Annotated in this window: 19 protein-coding genes; 11 read left to right on the top strand and 8 right to left on the bottom strand. The window is 63.0% G+C overall.

Annotation, left to right across the window (positions count from 1 at the left end):
* Window positions 1–59: 59 nt before the first annotated feature.
* From N430_RS02375 to sthA, 3 genes are all read left to right on the top strand, one after another.
* Entirely contained in the window at window positions 60–1523 is a 1464-nt protein-coding gene (locus N430_RS02375) for a glyceraldehyde-3-phosphate dehydrogenase (RefSeq protein ID WP_103449827.1), read from the top strand.
* 228 nt (window positions 1524–1751) lie between these two features.
* Entirely contained in the window at window positions 1752–2750 is a 999-nt protein-coding gene (locus N430_RS02370; RefSeq protein ID WP_110631295.1) for an FAD:protein FMN transferase, read from the top strand.
* A 202-nt stretch (window positions 2751–2952) separates the two neighbouring features.
* Window positions 2953–4347, top strand: coding sequence for a Si-specific NAD(P)(+) transhydrogenase (gene sthA / locus N430_RS02365; RefSeq protein WP_116583633.1), 1395 nt, complete (start codon window positions 2953–2955; stop codon window positions 4345–4347).
* Window positions 4348–4395: 48 nt separating this feature from the next.
* On the opposite strand, the gene N430_RS02360 is transcribed toward sthA, so the two are convergent.
* Both N430_RS02360 and N430_RS02355 read right to left on the bottom strand, forming a co-directional pair.
* The gene (locus N430_RS02360) at window positions 4396–5112 is read right to left on the bottom strand and encodes a glycerophosphodiester phosphodiesterase (RefSeq protein WP_110631301.1); all 717 of its coding nucleotides are present in this window, start codon (window positions 5110–5112) and stop codon (window positions 4396–4398) included.
* Window positions 5113–5142: 30 nt separating this feature from the next.
* Window positions 5143–5727, bottom strand: coding sequence for a PilZ domain-containing protein (locus tag N430_RS02355; RefSeq protein ID WP_103449831.1), 585 nt, complete (start codon window positions 5725–5727; stop codon window positions 5143–5145).
* 93 nt (window positions 5728–5820) lie between these two features.
* Between N430_RS02355 and N430_RS02350 the strand changes: the two genes are divergently transcribed.
* Genes N430_RS02350 through N430_RS02340 form a run of 3 tightly spaced genes read left to right on the top strand, consistent with a single transcriptional unit; the run spans window position 5821 to window position 9063 of the window.
* Window positions 5821–7071, top strand: coding sequence for a lipoprotein-releasing ABC transporter permease subunit (locus tag N430_RS02350; protein WP_110631304.1), 1251 nt, complete (start codon window positions 5821–5823; stop codon window positions 7069–7071).
* A 7-nt stretch (window positions 7072–7078) separates the two neighbouring features.
* The gene (gene lolD, locus N430_RS02345) at window positions 7079–7762 is read left to right on the top strand and encodes a lipoprotein-releasing ABC transporter ATP-binding protein LolD (RefSeq protein ID WP_176506135.1); all 684 of its coding nucleotides are present in this window, start codon (window positions 7079–7081) and stop codon (window positions 7760–7762) included.
* Window positions 7763–7821: 59 nt separating this feature from the next.
* Window positions 7822–9063, top strand: a complete 1242-nt coding sequence (locus tag N430_RS02340; protein WP_110631307.1) for a lipoprotein-releasing ABC transporter permease subunit — start codon at window positions 7822–7824, stop codon at window positions 9061–9063.
* 120 nt (window positions 9064–9183) lie between these two features.
* On the opposite strand, the gene N430_RS02330 is transcribed toward N430_RS02340, so the two are convergent.
* Both N430_RS02330 and cinR read right to left on the bottom strand, forming a co-directional pair.
* Window positions 9184–10527 (bottom strand): heavy metal sensor histidine kinase, encoded by a 1344-nt coding sequence (locus N430_RS02330; RefSeq protein ID WP_178083361.1) that lies wholly within the window; start codon window positions 10525–10527, stop codon window positions 9184–9186.
* Entirely contained in the window at window positions 10527–11207 is a 681-nt protein-coding gene (gene cinR / locus N430_RS02325; RefSeq protein WP_085674789.1) for a two-component system response regulator CinR, read from the bottom strand. The genes N430_RS02330 and cinR overlap by 1 nt, the downstream gene beginning before the upstream one ends.
* A 265-nt stretch (window positions 11208–11472) precedes the next feature.
* Between cinR and N430_RS02315 the strand changes: the two genes are divergently transcribed.
* Window positions 11473–12000 carry a plastocyanin/azurin family copper-binding protein gene (locus N430_RS02315; protein WP_110631312.1) on the top strand — a complete coding sequence of 176 codons (528 nt, stop codon included), beginning with the start codon at window positions 11473–11475 and terminating at the stop codon, window positions 11998–12000.
* A 68-nt stretch (window positions 12001–12068) separates the two neighbouring features.
* Complete coding sequence (gene queF / locus N430_RS02310; protein ID WP_110631315.1) at window positions 12069–12899, top strand: NADPH-dependent 7-cyano-7-deazaguanine reductase QueF; 831 nt, start codon at window positions 12069–12071, stop codon at window positions 12897–12899.
* Between the two features lie 39 nt (window positions 12900–12938).
* On the opposite strand, the gene N430_RS02305 is transcribed toward queF, so the two are convergent.
* A complete protein-coding gene (locus N430_RS02305) occupies window positions 12939–13202 on the bottom strand; it encodes a DUF4404 family protein (protein ID WP_103449838.1) in 264 nt (87 codons plus the stop codon).
* A gap of 123 nt (window positions 13203–13325) precedes the next feature.
* On the bottom strand, window positions 13326–13889 hold the full coding sequence (locus tag N430_RS02300; RefSeq protein WP_103449839.1) for a phosphonoacetaldehyde phosphonohydrolase-related protein: 564 nt from the start codon (window positions 13887–13889) through the stop codon (window positions 13326–13328).
* Between the two features lie 189 nt (window positions 13890–14078).
* Here N430_RS02300 and N430_RS02295 point away from each other — a divergent pair, with 189 nt between their 5' ends.
* Window positions 14079–14786 carry a VacJ family lipoprotein gene (locus tag N430_RS02295; RefSeq protein ID WP_110631318.1) on the top strand — a complete coding sequence of 236 codons (708 nt, stop codon included), beginning with the start codon at window positions 14079–14081 and terminating at the stop codon, window positions 14784–14786.
* 51 nt (window positions 14787–14837) lie between these two features.
* Here the strand turns inward: N430_RS02295 and N430_RS02290 are convergent, their stop codons facing one another.
* Window positions 14838–15137 (bottom strand): PilZ domain-containing protein, encoded by a 300-nt coding sequence (locus N430_RS02290; RefSeq protein ID WP_110631322.1) that lies wholly within the window; start codon window positions 15135–15137, stop codon window positions 14838–14840.
* A 270-nt stretch (window positions 15138–15407) separates the two neighbouring features.
* Here N430_RS02290 and rssB point away from each other — a divergent pair, with 270 nt between their 5' ends.
* The gene (gene rssB / locus N430_RS02285) at window positions 15408–16592 is read left to right on the top strand and encodes a two-component system response regulator RssB (RefSeq protein WP_110632499.1); all 1185 of its coding nucleotides are present in this window, start codon (window positions 15408–15410) and stop codon (window positions 16590–16592) included.
* Window positions 16589–17071, top strand: coding sequence for an anti-sigma factor antagonist RssC (gene rssC / locus N430_RS02280; protein WP_027919583.1), 483 nt, complete (start codon window positions 16589–16591; stop codon window positions 17069–17071). Before rssB ends, rssC begins: the two co-directional genes overlap by 4 nt.
* Before the next feature lie 61 nt (window positions 17072–17132).
* Here the strand turns inward: rssC and N430_RS02275 are convergent, their stop codons facing one another.
* A complete protein-coding gene (locus N430_RS02275) occupies window positions 17133–17588 on the bottom strand; it encodes a transposase (protein WP_110631326.1) in 456 nt (151 codons plus the stop codon).
* Between the last annotated feature and the right edge of the window lie 14 nt (window positions 17589–17602).

The following is a 17602-nucleotide window of genomic DNA, read 5'->3' as shown; positions in this document are numbered from 1 at the left end:
CGCTCATTGCCGGTTACGCGCAGGGGCGTCATAATGTAGCCCCTTTTTTCTGTCCCTACATGTGGAAGGTTCCCGTGACTCAGAAGCCCGACCAGTGTCTTGGTGAGTGGATTGATCGTGAAGCTCTGGCTGAAGCGATGATCCCGCTTATCGGTCAGCTCTACCGCAACAACAACGTGGTGAGCTCGATTTATGGCCGCAGCCTGATCAACCGTTCGGTTATCTCGATCCTCAAAGCCCACCGCTTTGCGCGTCACCGTCAGACCGACGAGACCGAACTGTCCGTACACGAGACATTCCCCCTGCTCAAGGCCATGAGCGAGCTGAAACTGGGCGCCGCTTCGGTCGACCTGGGCAAGCTGGCCAACAAGTTCAAGCAGGAAGGCAATGGCCGTACTGCCGAGCAGTTCGTCCGTGAAGAGCTGGCCGACGTGGTTGGCCAGCAGAACGCTTCGGCCCGCAAGGGTACCGACGTCGTCCTGTACGGCTTCGGCCGCATCGGCCGCCTGCTGGCGCGCATCCTGATCGAGAAGACCGGTGGCGGCGACGGCCTGCGCCTGCGTGCCATCGTCGTGCGCAAAGGCGCCGAGAACGACCTGGTCAAGCGTGCCAGCCTGCTGCGCCGTGACTCGGTGCATGGCCCGTTCGATGGCACCATCACCATCGACGAAGCCAACAACACCCTCACCGCCAACGGCAACCTGATCCAGATCATCTATGCCAAGAGCCCGAGCGAAGTCGACTACACCCAGTACGGCATCAACAATGCGCTGATCGTCGACAACACCGGTGTATGGCGTGATGCCGACGGCCTGGGCCAGCACCTGGCCTGCCCGGGCGCTGCCCGCGTGATCCTCACCGCACCTGGCAAGGGCGCGCTGAAGAACATCGTGCACGGTATCAACCACGGCGACATCACTGCCGATGACAAGATCATCTCGGCAGCTTCGTGCACCACCAACGCCATCGTGCCGGTGCTCAAGGCCATCAACGACCAGTACGGCATCGTCAACGGCCACGTCGAAACCGTTCACTCGTTCACCAACGACCAGAACCTGATCGACAACTTCCACAAGGGCAGCCGCCGTGGCCGTGCCGCGCCGCTGAACATGGTCATCACCGAAACCGGCGCCGCCACCGCTGCCGCCAAGGCACTGCCAGTGCTGAAGGGCAAGCTGACCGGCAACGCCATTCGCGTTCCGACGCCGAACGTTTCGATGGCCATTCTCAACCTGAACCTCGAGAAGCCGACCACCCGCGACGAGATCAACGAGTACCTGCGCCAGACCGCCATGCACTCGGAACTGCACAAGCAGATCGACTACGTCAGCTCGCAGGAAGTGGTTTCGACCGACTTCGTCGGTTCGCGCCACGCCGGTGTGGTGGATGCCGAGGCGACCATCGCCAACGACAACCGCGTTGTCCTGTACGTCTGGTACGACAACGAATTCGGCTACAGCTGCCAGGTCGTTCGCGTAATGGAAGAGATGTCGGGTGTGAACCCGCCAGCGTTTCCACGCTGATTCGCTTGTAAGCGCATGAAAAAACGGGAACCTTCGGGTTCCCGTTTTTTTGCCTGGCATTTTCTGTGCTGGCGCGGTCATTGTGGGAGCGGCCTTGTGTCGCGAAAGGGGCGCGCAGCGGCCCCAGGATATGAGTGTCACATCAGAAAGTGCGGGGCTGCTGCGCAGCCCTTTCGCGACACAAGGCCGCTCCCACAAGGCCGGTGTTGCTAATCGAGAGTCCGACCTTTGCGCACAGCCCTCCTTTTCGTCTTGATGCTCCTGACCGCCTGCAACCAAGGCCCGACCCTGGAACGCCTGGGCGGCCCGACCATGGGCAGCAGCTACAGCATCCAGTACGTCCGCGAACCTGGCGGCCCGGCACCGGCCCAGGTCCAGTCGGCGGTCGAGAGCCTGCTCAACGACATCGATCAGCATTACTCGACCTACCGCGACGACTCCACGGTCAGCCAGTTCAACCTGCTGCCCGCCAACCAGTGCATGGCCTTGCCGCCCGATATGCTCGAACTGGTCGCCTTCGGCCAGCACCTGGCCGACTTGAGTGATGGCGCTTTCGACCTCACCGTCGAGCCGCTGCTCGACCTCTGGGGCTTCGGCCCGCAGGCCCGCCACGAACAGGTCCCCGGCCCGCAGGCCCTGGCCCAGGCTCGCCAGCGCGTCGGTTATCATCACCTGCGCGTCGACGGCCAGGCATTGTGCAAGGACGCCCCGGTCCAGCTGGACTTCAATAGCATCGCCGCCGGCCACGCCGTCGACCTGATCGCCGAGCGCCTGCGCGCCATGGGCGTGTCCAGTTTCGTCGCCGAAGCCACCGGTGAGCTCAAGGCCGTAGGCCGCAAGCCCGACGGCAGCGCCTGGCGCATCGCCCTGGAGTTGCCGCGCGAAGATCGCCAGATTGCCCGCCAGATCATCCCGGTCAATGGCCTGGGGGTATCGACCTCGGGTGACTATCGCCACTATTTCGAGGAGAATGGCCGGCGCTATTCGCACACCTTCGATGCCCGCCTGGGGCGCCCGGTCGATCACGACCTGGCCGCGGTCACCGTGCTCGATGCCTCGGCGCTGCAGGCCGATGGCTATTCGACCCTGCTGTTGATCCTGGGGCCGGAGCGCGGCTGGGACTTCGCCGTGGCCCATGATCTGGCTGCGGTTTTGGTGACTCGGGCCGAGGGTGGCTTCGTCTCCCGAGCGACCCCTGCATTCGAGCAGGCGGTGAAAGGCGATTGAAAGCGTTGGCAGGGATGATCGCCGCCAGGGATCGGTGAATGACATGTAGTGCAGGCAAAATTGGCCTACGACGCGACCAAGGGTTAATGTGCGCGGCGTTCACGCTTGATTAGACTGCACCCGAATTTTCTCATGACGCCCCGGCGGCATGATCGAGTCCCGCGGGTAACCGTAACCCCGGGCCAGTTCTGAAGGAGTACGCATGGCTGTCTACAACTACGACGTAGTGGTGCTGGGTTCCGGCCCGGCCGGTGAAGGCGCGGCAATGAACGCCGCCAAAGCGGGGCGCAAGGTGGCAATGGTCGACAGCCGCCGTCAGGTCGGCGGCAACTGCACCCACCTGGGCACCATCCCGTCCAAGGCGCTGCGTCACTCGGTGCGGCAGATCATGCAGTTCAACACCAACCCGATGTTCCGTGCCATTGGTGAGCCGCGCTGGTTCTCCTTCCCTGACGTGCTCAAGAGCGCCGAGAAGGTCATCGCCAAGCAGGTTGCGTCGCGCACCGGCTACTACGCCCGTAACCGCGTCGATGTGTTCTTTGGTACCGGCAGCTTCGCCGACGAGCAGACCGTCGAAGTGGTCTGCCCGAATGGCGTGGTCGAGAAACTCAACGCCAAGCACATCATCATCGCCACCGGCTCGCGCCCATACCGCCCGGCTGACATCGACTTCCACCACCCGCGCGTCTACGACAGCGACACCATCCTCAGCCTCAGCCACACCCCGCGCAAGCTGATCGTCTACGGCGCCGGCGTGATCGGTTGCGAATACGCTTCGATCTTCAGCGGCCTGGGCGTGCTGGTTGAGCTGGTCGACAACCGCGGCCAGCTGCTGAGCTTCCTGGATTCGGAAATTTCCCAGGCGCTGAGCTACCACTTCAGCAACAACAACATCACCGTGCGCCACAACGAAGAGTACGAGCGCGTCGAAGGCCTGGAAAACGGGGTGATCCTGCACCTGAAGTCGGGCAAGAAGATCAAGGCCGACGCCTTGCTTTGGTGCAACGGCCGTACCGGCAACACCGACAAGCTGGGCCTGGAAAACATCGGCATCAAGGTCAACAGCCGTGGCCAGATCGAGGTCGACGAAGCCTACCGCACCACCGTGCCGAACATTTACGGCGCCGGTGACGTGATCGGCTGGCCGAGCCTGGCCAGTGCCGCCCACGACCAGGGCCGTTCGGCCTCCGGCAGCATCGTCGACAACGGCAGCTGGCGCTTCGTCAACGACGTGCCGACCGGCATCTACACCATCCCGGAGATCAGCTCGATCGGCAAGAACGAGCAAGAGCTGACCCAGGCCAAGGTGCCGTACGAAGTGGGCAAGGCGTTCTTCAAGGGCATGGCGCGCGCGCAGATCGCCGGCGAGCCGCAAGGCATGCTGAAGATCCTGTTCCACCGCGAAACCCTGGAAATCCTCGGCGTGCACTGCTTCGGCTACCAGGCTTCGGAAATCGTTCACATCGGCCAGGCGATCATGAACCAGCCGGGTGAGCAGAACAATCTGAAGTACTTCGTCAACACCACGTTCAACTACCCGACCATGGCCGAAGCCTATCGGGTAGCTGCCTACGACGGCCTGAACCGGCTTTTTTGAGCGGCTCCGGCCGGTGGCCTGAGCCGGTCGGGGAGACCGATTTCAGCCCTACCCGAGGGTGGTCTTGGCCAAACCGGGAAAGTCTGTAATCAGGCTGTCCACGCCAAAATCAGCGAGCCGGCGCATCAGTGCCGGTTCGTTGACCGTCCACACCGACACATGCAGACCCTGGCCCTGGGCTTTGAGCAGGCGCTCGGGGGTGCACAGTGTCCAGTTCAACGCCAGCAGCTCGCAGCCGTAGTTCTGCGCGACCTTCAGTGGGTCGAGCCAGGCGTACTCGGCTACCAGCCCGCGTTTCACATCCGGTACCAGTTCTTGGGCCGCGCCCAGCACTTCCCGTGAACTGGAGGTGATGGTCACCTTGTCCAGCACGCCGTATTGCTGCGCCAGTTCGCGGATCGCCAGCACGGTGGTGGCGGCGCGGGTGCGCGAGGCGCTTTTGACCTCCAGTTGCCAGTGCTCGAACGGGCACTTCTCGAACAGCTCTTCCAGCTTCGGAATAGGGCAGGGCTGCACGTGGCCCGGGCCACCCTTGCGCGCATCGATCTTGATCAATTCGGCAGCCGGATGCTCGACCACCTTGCCGCGTCGGCCGGTGGTGCGCTTGAGGGTGGGGTCGTGGATCACCATCAGCTCGTTGTCGGCCGACAGGTGCAGGTCCAGTTCGCAGCGGTTCACGCCGTGGGACAGGCACTGCTGAAAACTCTTCAGGGTATTTTCGGGGGCTTCGCCCTTGGCGCCGCGGTGGCCGTAGATCAGGGTCACGTTCGTTCCTTCAAATCAGGGGAATAGGGCTCAGGAGGCGGGGCCGTCTTGTTCCAGCTGCTGGCGCCGTTGCTGCTGTTGGCGTTGCAGGATGTAGCGGGCCAGCAGTTGTCGTTGGGCATCGGTCATGTCGGTGAATTCCGTGCCGACCTCGAAATCGCCGTCCGGGCGCGGGTCACAATGGGTGACCTTGCCGCGCAGCAGCAAGCCGTGGGCGCGTGGCATCAGCACCATCTTCACCTTCACCCGGGTGCCAGGGGCGATCTGCTGGGGTTGTGCGAACTCGATGCCACCTTCGGAAATGATCACCCGTTGTGGCTGGCCGATTTCGCCGAGCAGGGTTTGCGCGACCACTGCACTGAGCAGGTCGAGGCGTTTGTTCTGCGCCCGCAGGAAGGCTGCCAGGGTGCGGTCCTTCTCGCTCAGCTGGCGCAGCAGGTGCTGCGACTCGAAGTCGGACAGGTGCAGCTCGCTGAGCAGGTTGAACAGCGGCGAATCATCCTGCAACAGTTCTGCTTCAAGGGCTTCGGCCGCGCTGAGGGGGCTGATTTCCAGTGCGATCCGATCTTCGATGCGGTAGTATTCGCGGCGATCTTCTTCGTCTAATGTCGTCATGGCGAACCCATGGTTGCGGCGGTGGTCCGAGTGTAAAGCCGCCGTAGGCGCCTCGCCACAAGGACGTTCCCTTTCATCCGAACAAGCCCCGACATGTTCAGACCTCTTTTCGCATTCATCGGTACGCGTTACACCCGTGCCAAGCGCCGTAACCACTTCGTCTCGTTCATTTCCCTGACCTCGATGATCGGCCTCGCCCTGGGCGTGGTGGTGATGATCGTGGTGCTCTCGGTCATGAACGGTTTCGACCACGAGATGCGTACCCGCGTGCTGGGGATGATCCCCCACGCCACGCTGGAGAGCGGCCAGCCGATCAACGACTGGTCTGCCCTTGCCCAACAAGTAAAGCAGAATCCGCAGGTGCTGGCGGTTGCCCCGTACACGCAGATGCAGGGCCTGCTGACCCATGACGGCAAGGTGCAGAAGGTGTTGCTCAATGGCATCGACCCGGCGCGCGAGCGCGAGGTGTCGATCATCGACAATTTCATTCAGCAAGGCAGCCTCGACAAGCTGGCGCCCGGCGAGTGGGGCATCATGATCGGCGACAAGGCCGCGGCCAAGCTGGGCGTCGCCATCGGCGACAAGCTGACCTTCGTCGCCCCCGAGGTCAGCGTGACCCCGGCCGGCATGTTCCCGCGCATGAAACGCTTCACCGTGGTCGGCACCTTCCACGTTGGCGCGGGCGAGATCGACGGTTACCTGGGCCTGACCAACATCACCGACCTGTCCCGCCTGCACCGCTGGAAGCCGGACCAGGTGCAGGGCCTGCGCCTGAAGTTCGACGACCTGTTCCAGGCGCCGCGAGTGGCCTGGAGCATCGCCCAGCAGCTGGGCGACCAGGAGTACTACAGCCGCGACTGGACCCGTACCCACGGCAACCTGTACCAGGCGATCCGCATGGAAAAGGCCATGATCGGCCTGCTGTTGCTGCTGATTGTCGCGGTGGCGGCATTCAACATCATTTCCACCCTGGTGATGGTGGTCAACGACAAGCGCGGCGATATCGCCATCTTGCGCACCCTGGGCGCCACGCCTGGGCAGATCATGCTGATCTTCATGGTCCAGGGCACGGTGATCGGGGTGATTGGCACCCTGATCGGCGCCGTGGTCGGGATCGTCGCCGCGTTGAACGTCAGCGCGGCAATTGCCGGCATCGAGAAACTGATCGGGCACAAGTTCCTCAACGCCGACGTCTACTTCATCGATTACCTGCCGTCGCAGATCCAGGCCCAGGACGTGTACATGGTCTGCGGTGCGGCGCTGGTCCTGAGTTTCTTCGCCACCCTGTACCCGGCCTGGCGTGCGGCCCGCACCCAGCCTGCAGAGGCGCTACGTTATGAGTGAGTCGCGCATGAGTGATAAAGCCGTTCTGAGTTGCCGCAACCTGGGCAAGTCCTACGACGAGGGCCCGGAGTCGGTGCAGGTGCTGTCCGGGCTCAACCTGGAGCTGCACGCCGGTGAGCGCGTGGCCATCGTCGGCAGCTCCGGTTCCGGCAAGAGTACCTTGCTCAACCTGCTCGGCGGCCTCGACCGGCCGACCCAGGGCAGCGTGTGGCTGGCCGGCGAGGAGCTGTCGGCCCTCGGCGAGCGCGCCCGTGGCCTGCTGCGCAACCGTGAGCTGGGCTTCGTCTACCAGTTCCACCACCTGTTGCCAGAGTTCACCGCCATGGAGAACGTGTGCATGCCGCTGCTGATCGGCCGCACCGCCATCCCGGAAGCCCGTGAGCGCGCCGAAGCGCTGCTCAAGCGCGTCGGCCTGGGCCATCGCTTGCACCACAAGCCGGCCGAGCTGTCCGGTGGCGAGCGCCAGCGCGTGGCGATCGCCCGCGCCCTGGTCAACCGCCCGGGCCTGGTGATGCTCGACGAGCCGACTGGCAACCTTGACCACCACACCGCCCAGGGCATCCAGGAACTGATGCAGGAGTTGTCCAGTGCGTCGCGCACCGCCTTCCTGGTGGTGACCCACGACCTCAACCTGGCGCGCCAGATGGACCGCGTACTGAAGCTCGACGACGGCCACCTGGTGGCGATCTGACCGAGTGCACGGGGTGGCCGCGCCGCCCCGTTTTCCCGTTTTAATTGGGTGTTTCCAACATGTTCAGACCCTTGCCCATCTTCATCGGCGCGCGCTACACCCGGGCCAAGCGCCGCAACCACTTCATCTCGTTCATTTCGATGACTTCGATGATCGGCCTGTCGCTGGGCGTGCTGGCGATGATCGTGGTGCTGTCGGTGATGAACGGCTTCCAGCGCGAAATGAGCTCGCGCATTCTCGGCCTGGTGCCGCATGCCTCGATCCTTGGCGTGCAGCCGCTGGACGACTGGCGCAAGGCGGCCGACGCTGCGATGCAGAACCCGGCCGTGATGGCTGCAGCGCCGATCACCGAGATGGAAGGCATGCTCTCGTACAAGGGCGCGATGCAGCCGATCCAGGTCAGCGGCATCGACCCGGCCGAGGAAGATAAGGTCTCGATCGTCGGCCAGCATATCGTCCAGGGCCGCCTGCAGGACCTGCAGCCGGGTGAGTACGGCGTGGTCATCGGCGAACTCACCGCGCGGCGCTTCCGCCTCAACACCGGCGACAAGCTGACCCTGATCGTGCCGGAAATCAGCAAGGAACCTGGCGGCATCACCCCGCGCATGCAGCGCCTGACCGTGGTCGGCATCTTCAAGGTCGGTGCCGAGCTGGACGGCTCGCAGGCCTACATGCACGTGGCCGATGCCGGCGAAATGCAGCGCTGGGCGCCGGGCCAGGTACAGGGCGTGCGCCTGAAACTGCATGACCTGTATGCCGCGCCGCAGGTGTCCAAGGCGATCGCTGCGAGCTTGGGCGATGGCTACCGTGCCGATGACTGGTCGCACACCCAGGGCAGCCTGTTCAGCGCGATGAAGATGGAAAAGACCATGATCGGCCTGTTGCTGCTGATGATCATCGCGGTGGCGGCATTCAACATCATCGCCACCCTGGTGATGGTGGTGAACGACAAGGGGCCGGACATCGCAATCCTCCGTACCCTGGGCGCCACGCCGGCGCAGATCATGGGGACGTTCATGGTTCAGGGCAGCCTGATCGGCATTGTCGGCACTTTGATCGGTGGGGTGCTCGGGGTGATTGCTGCGCTCAATGTCAGCCAGATCGTCGGCTGGCTGGAGCGGGTGAGCGGGCAGCACATCTTCACTTCCGATGTTTACTTCGTCAGCAGCTTGCCGTCCGAGTTGCAGGGCGGGGATGTGCTGATGATCTGTGCTGCCGGCCTGGTGATGAGCTTCCTGGCGACCATCTATCCCGCATACCGGGCTTCGCAGGTGCAACCGGCGATTGGCCTGGCAGTTTGAGGCTCACGCCATCCTTGTGGGAGCGGGCTTGCCCGCGAAAAGGGCCCCGCGGTGCATGGCACGGGCTTCGCCCGTGTTCGCGGCGGTTCGGCGCTCCGACAAGCCCGCTCCCACAGGGGCCTACTGAGCCTCAGGTAATTCGATAATGAACTTGGTCCAGCCACCCTGGCTTTCCGCCTTGATGCTCCCGCCATGGGCCTGCACGATCGACCGGGTAATCGCCAACCCCAACCCCGCATGCTCGCTGCTACCTTCCCGCCGCGCCGGGTCCACCCGGTAGAAGCGATCAAACAGGCGCGGTAAAGCCGCCGCTTCGATTGCCGCCCCGGTATTGGCCACGCAAATCCGCAATCCCGGTTCCAGCGTCACCCGTATCTGCCCGCCCGCCGGCGTGAAGCGCAGGGCATTGTCGAGCAGGTTTGACAGGGCCCGGCGCAACATATGCCGGTCGCCCTGCAATACCGCCTCGCCTTCGCGCAGCAACTGCACCTCATTGTCCTCAGCCAACGGCGCGTAATATTCCAGCAGCGCGTCCACGTCATCGTGCAAGGCCAACGCCGCCTGCCCCGGCACCAGCAGGCCGTGGTCGGCCTTGGCGAGGAACAGCATGTCGTTGATCATCTGCGCCATCCATTGCAACTCCTCGAGGTTGCCATGCAGTGCCTCGCGGTAGTCCTCCAGGCTGCGCGGGCGGGTGAGGGTGACCTGGGTGTGGGTCAGCAGGTTGGACAGCGGCGTGCGCAGTTCGTGGGCGATGTCGGCGGAGAACGCCGACAGGCGCTGGAAGGCGTCGTCCAGGCGTTGCAGCATGGCGTTCACGGTAGTGGCCAGCTCCGCCAGTTCCTCGGGCATCTGTGCCACCGGCAGGCGCGTGGTCAGTGAACGTGCCGAGACGCTGGCGGCCACCTGGCCCATCTGGCGCAAGGGGCGCAGGCCACTGCGTGCGGCCCAGGCACCGAGCAGGGCAGTGGCCAGGGCCGACAGCCCGACGGTGAGCCAGATCAGGCGCTGCATGCCTTGCAGGAAGTGCTGGTGATGGGTGATATCGAGAAACAGCGTCAGTTGCGCAGCCGTCTGAGCGTCTGGTGGCACTGCCAGGCTTCGATAATCGACGCCGTCTGCGTGCAGGGTCGTCAGCCCGGGCGATGACGGAGTGCCTGGCAGGCCGTCGCGGCTGGCAAACCAGATTTCCCCGTCGCGGCCATTGATGCGCAGCGCCAGGTCAGCCTGGTGGCTGAGCTCGTTGCGCAGGGCTGGCAAGCGGCTTTGCAGATCGTCAGGGCGCTTCAGGCCGGCGAGCTGGCTGCGAAACAGGGACAGGCGCGACTCCAGCAGTTGCTGGTCCAGTTCGACGAAATGCTGCTCGCTGGCACGGTTGAACAGCAGCCCTGCGCCCAGCGACACGGTGGCGGTACAGGCGGCAAACAGCAGCGCCAGGCGCGTGCCGAGGGAAAGCCGGCGCATCAGTCGTGGCGCTCTTCTAGCACGTAGCCCATGCCGCGTACGGTATGGATCAGCTTGTTCGGGTGCGGGTCGTCGATCTTCAGGCGCAGGCGGCGTACCGCCACTTCGATCACATTGGTGTCGCTGTCGAAATTCATGTCCCACACTTGCGAGGCGATCAGCGATTTGGGCAGCACCTCGCCCTGGCGGCGCAGCAGCAGTTCGAGCAGGGCGAACTCCTTGGCGGTCAGGTCGATGCGTGTGCCGGCCCGTTCGGCGCGGCGGCGGATCAGGTCCAGGCGCAGGTCGGCGAGGGTCAGGGTGGTGTCCTGGCTGGGGCTGGCGCCGCGGCGCAGCAGGCTGCGTACCCGGGCCAGCAGTTCGGAGAAGGCGAAGGGTTTGACCAGGTAGTCGTCGGCGCCCAGTTCCAGGCCGTGCACGCGGTCTTCGACGGCGTCGCGGGCAGTCAGGAACAGCACCGGGGTGTCCAGCCCGGCAGTACGCACGGCCTGCAGAATCTGCCAGCCGTCACGCCCGGGCAGCATCACGTCGAGGATCAGCAAGTCGTGGTCGCCGGTCAGGGCCAGGTACTGGCCGGTCTCGCCGTCGGTGGCCAGTTCGGTGGCGAAGCCGGCTTCGCTCAGGCCCTGGCTCAGGTACTGGCCAGTGCGGGCCTGGTCTTCGACGATCAGCAGTTTCATGCTCAATCCACAATCAGAGGGTTGACGCGGTTCCCTGTGGGAGCGGGCGTGCCCGCGAAAAGGGCGCTGCGGTGTATGGCACGGGCTGCGCCCGTGTTCGCGGGCTCGCCCGCTCCCACAGGGAAGGGCGACACCCGTGGGATGAAATGATACGTGACGATGCGCCTGCTCGCCCAAGCTGACAAAGTTGTAATCTTCCCGTCAGCTAAGCGCCAGCCGTGCCTTTCTAGAGTGGTCTCATCCCGTTGTGATTTTCGGAGTCATCATGAAACACCTGTTCATCGCCGCCGCGCTAGCGCTGGTCAGCCTGCCCACCCTGGCCGGTGAGGCGAAAACCTTCGCTTTCGGCGAGCCCGCCCCGGCAGCCAAGGCCACTCGCACCGTCGAGGTAGTGCTCAAGGACATCGCCTTCGAGCCCAAGAGCCTGCACGTGAAGGCGGGCGAGACCGTGCGTTTCGTGGTAATCAACGAGGGCAAGCTGCCCCATGAATTCAACCTCGGTGACAAGGCCATGCATGCCGAGCACCAGAAGGAAATGATCGCCATGCAGGGCAAGATGTACAACGCGGCCATGCAGCATGAGGGCATGGACCATTCGCAGATGGGCCATGCGCCCGCCAAACCGATGGATCACGGTGCCCACGGCCACGACGGCGGCAACACCGTGCTGGTGCAGCCTGGCCAGCGCGCCGAGCTGACCTGGACCTTCCGCAAGTCGGCGCCGATCGAGTTCGCCTGCAACGTGCCGGGGCATTATCAGGCCGGTATGGTCGGAGAGCTGACCATCGAGTGACTTGCACTCCAAGGCGGGATGCAAAACCGGTAGACTAGAGGCAATTTCGAACCTCCAGGTCAGTTTCCATGCATCCCGCCGCCGAACATTCTCCGCTGGGCAAGTCCAGCGAATACATCGCCACCTACACGCCTTCGTTGCTGTTCCCGATCCCGCGTACGGCCAAGTGGGCTGAGCTGGGCGTGACTGCCCAGACCTTGCCGTGGCAGGGCGTGGATTACTGGAACTGCTTCGAGCTGTCGTGGTTGCTGCCGTCGGGCAAGCCGGTGGTGGCCATCGGCGAATTCGCCATCCCGGCCGATTCGCCGAACATCATCGAATCGAAGTCGTTCAAGCTTTACCTGAACTCATTGAACCAGACCAAGTTCGCCTCGATCGGCGAGCTGCAGGCGTGCCTGGAGAAGGACCTTTCAGCGGCCGCTGGCAAGCCGGTAGGTGTGCAGGTGCGTACCTTGTCGGAGGTGGAGGCGCAGGGCGTGGTTGCCTTGCCTGGGCAGTGCATCGATGCGCTGGATGTGGCGATCGATAACTACGAGCAGCCGCAACCTGAACTGCTGAACTGCAACCCGGAGCGCATTATCGAAGAAACCGTACACAGCCACTTGCTCAAATCCAACTGCCCGGTGACCGGCCAGCCCGACTGGGGCAGCGTGGTGGTGGAGTACAAGGGCAGGGCGCTGGACCATGCCAGCCTGCTGACCTACCTGATCAGCTTCCGCCAGCATGCCGACTTCCACGAGCAGTGCGTGGAGCGGATTTACCTGGATTTGAAGAACCTGCTGGAGCCTGAGCACCTGACCGTGTATGCGCGGTATGTGCGCCGGGGTGGGCTGGATATCAATCCATACCGCAGCACCGGGGCGATCAGCCCGGCGAATCTGCGCCTGGTTCGTCAGTAAGTTCTGTGTAGTTGGGGCCGCAAAGCGGCCCCAGTTGTTTCAGATCCCCATGCTATGCAGCGAGTTGGCAATGCTGCGCAGGGTGGCGGTCAAATCCGGGTGGTCGGCCTCGAAGCGCTCGATCGCCAGGTTCACCCCGTCGACCACGTTGTTGTCCGGCGTGGCTTCCTCGAGCTTCAACTGCGCTTCGATCTGCCTGGCCTCTTCGTGCAGGGCGGCCAGTTCTTCATCGGTAAGCGGTACGTTGCGGTCCAGTTGCTCGCGCAGGCTGTTCAAGCGCTCTTGCAATTCGCGGGCAGGCATTGGCTGTTCTCCATCAATGGCTTGGCAAGGCATGGACCTCAGCGAAGCGGCAAAGGTTCTCGCCTGTCTCCTAGCGTAATCCACTCGCTGGCGCTTTGCATGATCCGCATCAATGGGCCTGTGTCAGGGTTTTTCGCCCTTGCTGCAGCGCAGGGCGATGTCGGCAAGGCAGGTGTCCAGTTCATCGAGGTGGTCGATTACCGAATGCACGCCCAGGCTGAACAAGGCCAGGGTGGCCTTGCCGCGGGCCAGATCCTGCTCTTGCTGGGTCATGGCCTGCCATTGCCTGGAGGAGAGGTCGCACGACGGGCTGCAGGCCGCCAGGCCCACTGTCCACAAGCCGGCGTTGAGGCCTGACTGCAAGAGCTTGGGTTCACCGCTGACCAGCACGCAACCTTCCAGGCGTTCGCTGTCCAGGCTCATCAATGCCTGCCAGCAGGCATTCGGCGCCGGCCAGCGCACACCGTTGACCGAGTGGCCCGGCAGCCAGTCTGGCAACACGGTGGCCAGGCGCCTGCTCTGCAGGCTGCTCAAGTCGTCCAGCCAGATGCACGGCACCTGCGCGTGGCGCAGGCCAGCCAGCGTTTCGAGGGCGCCAGGGGCGGGCAGGGGGCTGCCGTCGGTGGCCTGGACCAGGCAGCCGCGCAGGCCGAACAGCACAGCGGTAATGGCGGGTGCAGCGAGCATGGTAACGTCCCTGAAATAATCCGCAGGCTATTCGACGATTGTTACCGTGCTGTGACGGGCAACAGTTGTTCACAATTTATTGAGCAAAAATGTGTAAAGCTGTTTATCAGCGTGCAAGGCTCTATACTGCCGCGGTACAGCAGCGCACCCGTTGCGCTTGCGGCCGAGAATTTCGATGGAGAAACATCTATGCGTAGGATCGGTGCCGGTGTGATCGAGCGAGTCACCCAGGCCTTTGTCTGCGCCAGCTTGCTGCTGGCGCCCATGGCAGCCACTCAGGCCGCCACCGAGGAAGATCCTTGGGAAGCGGTCAACCGACCGATTTTCCGTTTCAACGATACGATCGACACCTATGGCCTCAAGCCATTGGCCAAGGGCTACCAGTGGGTCACCCCGCAGTTCTTGCAGGATGGCATCCACAACATGTTCAACAACGTTGGCGATGTCACCAACCTGGCCAACGACGTGCTGCAATTCAAGCCCCATGCAGCGGGCGTGGATACCGCGCGGCTGATCGTCAACACCGTGTTCGGCCTTGGCGGCTTCTTTGACGTCGGCACCAAGATGGGCCTGCAGCGCAACGACGAAGACTTCGGCCAGACCCTCGGCCACTGGGGCGTGCCCAGCGGTCCATACGTCGTGATCCCGCTGCTCGGCCCGAGCACCGTGCGTGACGGCCTGGCCAAGTACCCGGACACCTACACCGAACCCTACCGCTACATCAACGATGTGCCGGTGCGTAACTCGATCTTCGCCCTGAACGTGGTCGATACCCGGGCCAGCCTGCTGTCGGCCGAGAAGCTGATCCAGGGTGACAAGTACATCTTCATTCGCAATGCCTACCTGCAGAACCGCGAGTTCAAGGTCAAGGATGGCGAAGTCGAAGACGACTTCTGATCCGTGCTGGCATGAAAACGGCGACCTTCGGGTCGCCGTTTTTGTTACAGCTCAATGCATGGCCAGGATGCGCAGGCCGAGTTTCTGCTGCCCATCAGGTTGGTCGGCGATCCACACCACCTCGGTGCTGGCGTGCAGGCCCTTGAGGGCCGGGTGATCGGAGTCGATGTGCACCTCCAGGTGGTCACCGACCTTGAATTGCTGCGGCGCCTGCACCTGCATGCCGCCGCTGGAAAGGTCCAGGCACACCGCCGCGATGACCTGCCCCTCATGCAGCAGGCTGACCTCGGTGTCGATGCGCATGCGGATGAAATCGCGTTTCTCGCTGTGGTTGGAGGGCGTATGAGGCATGCTGCATCCTTCCCAATAGGTTGTACTGGTTGGCGTTTTTATAACTCTCGGTGATTTACCCTGTAAAGAGCAGCGAACTCGACCGACGTATGCTTGAAACGCCTGGCGGATGGGAGTACCGTCTGCGCCTTACGAGGTATCTCGACTGGTTGCCTGAGCCGCGTTCTTGGCCTACAACTCAAGTAGAGCGTTACCACAGAGTATTCCAGCAGTTGGATGTCAGCCTTGCAGACGCCCCTGCACCCACCCAAATCGGCGCCGTTCGCCCACATGCAGAAAATCAGTGCAACGCTGCTGATCATCGATGATGACGACGTGGTCCGTGCGAGCCTCGCCGCCTATCTGGAAGACAGTGGCTTCAGTGTCCTCCAGGCCGGTAATGGCCAGCAGGGGCTCCAGGTCTTCGAAGAACACCAGCCCGACCTCGTGATCTGTGATCTGCGCATGCCGCAGATGGGCGGCCTCGAACTGATCCGCCAGATCAGCGAGCGCGCGCCGCAGTTGCCGGTGATCGTGGTGTCGGGTGCCGGCGTGATGAGCGACGCGGTCGAGGCCTTGCGCCTGGGCGCCGCCGACTACCTGATCAAGCCGCTGGAAGACCTGGCCGTGCTCGAACACTCGGTACGCCGGGCGCTTGACCGTTCGCGCCTGGTCCTGGAAAACCAGCGCTACCGCGACAAGCTGGAAGCGGCCAACCGTGAACTGGAAGCCAGCCTGCACCTGTTGCAGGAGGACCAGACCGCTGGTCGCCAGGTGCAGATGAACATGCTGCCGGAAAGCCCCTGGAAGCTTGGCGAGTTCACCTTCGAGCACCAGATCATCCCGTCGCTGTACCTGTCGGGCGATTTTGCCGACTACTTCCGCGTGGATGAGCGGCGCATTGCCTTCTACCTGGCCGATGTCTCCGGGCACGGTGCGTCGTCGGCGTTCGTCACGGTGTTGCTGAAGTTCATGACCACGCGGCTGTTGTTCGAATTCAAGCGCAGCAGCAAGCTGCGCGAGTTCAAGCCTTCGGAAGTGCTCAGCCACATCAACCGCGGCCTGATCAACTGCAAGCTGGGCAAGCATGTGACCATGGTCGGTGGCGTGATCGACGAAGAAACCGGCCTGCTAACCTACGCCGTGGGCGGCCACCTGCCGCTGCCGGTGCTGTATACCCCGGGCCAGGCCCGCTACCTGGAAGGCCGCGGCCTTCCGGTGGGGCTGTTCGACGAGGCGACCTACCAGGACCTGGTGATCGAGTTGCCGCCGCAGTTCAGCCTGAGCCTGATGTCCGATGGCATTCTGGACCTTTTGCCGGGGCATACGCTCAAAGATAAAGAAGCTGCCTTGCCGGAGATCGTCAATGCAGCGGGTGGTAGCCTGGATGGGCTGCGCCAACGATTTGGATTGGCTACGCTTGGGGAGATGCCGGATGATATCGCCCTATTGGTGTTGAGCAGGAACCTTCAATGAGTACCGGTAGAATCCAGTTCGCCGAGCAGAGCGGTACCTTTGTACTGAAATTCGTCGGTGAGGTGCGCCTGACCCTGTGTTCGGCGCTGGATGCGACGATCGAGAAGATTTTCACCGCGCTGAACTTCTCGACCATCGTCATCGACCTGACCGAAACCGAAAGCATCGACAGCACCACCCTGGGCCTGCTGGCCAAGCTGTCGATCCTGTCGCGGCAGAAGGTGGGCCTGTTGCCGACCGTGGTGACCACCAACCCGGACATTTCGCGCCTGCTGCAATCCATGGGCTTCGACCAGGTGTTCAACATCGTCGACCGCCCGGTGCCGCGCCCCGAGTGCCTGACCGACCTGCCGTCGCAGGATCAGAACGAGGACGTGGTGCGCTCCAAGGTACTGGAGGCGCACAAGATTCTCATGGGGCTCAATGACTCCAACCGCGAAGCCTTCCATGACCTGGTGAATGCGCTGGAGCGGACCTGATCCCTTTCGGTATGACACGGTCATTGTAGGAGCGGGCTTGCCCCGCGAAAGGGCCATCAGCTCATACCCAGATCGCATCCCAGTGTGGGTAGTCCCCTGACCGTGTCACCAGTCCAGCCCTTATCGGATTGGCGATAATGTACCTGGCGACTTCCTGCACATGCTCTTCTCGGCGCAGCGCTCGGTCGTAATACCCTGCTTGCCATATTTTGCGGCGCGCCATGCCAGCTTGATAAAGCGCATGGCTACTGCATGATTTGAACCGGCGCATCAGATGGCACAGGGTTCCAGTTTGCAGTTCAATCAGCCAATGCACATGGTCAGGCATGACGACCCACGCCAAAGATTGGGTCAAGCCATCCGTATCTGTTTTCCGCAGTTGATGAATGACGGCGCGGGCAAAGCGCATCTGAGTAAAGATGCGTTGTCGCTGATGGGTGACAGTAGTGAGCAGATAAAGCCCACCCGGTTGAGAAAAGCGGCCACGGCGCAGGAGGTGGTTGTGGGCACGATCCATGTGATATCCCTTGA

Origin of the sequence: Pseudomonas sp. CC120222-01a (genome assembly GCF_003097235.1) — a bacterium.
Taxonomy (GTDB): Bacteria; Pseudomonadota; Gammaproteobacteria; order Pseudomonadales; family Pseudomonadaceae; genus Aquipseudomonas.
Note: the sequence above shows the minus strand (reverse complement) of the source record. Positions and strands in the feature narration are given on the sequence as shown.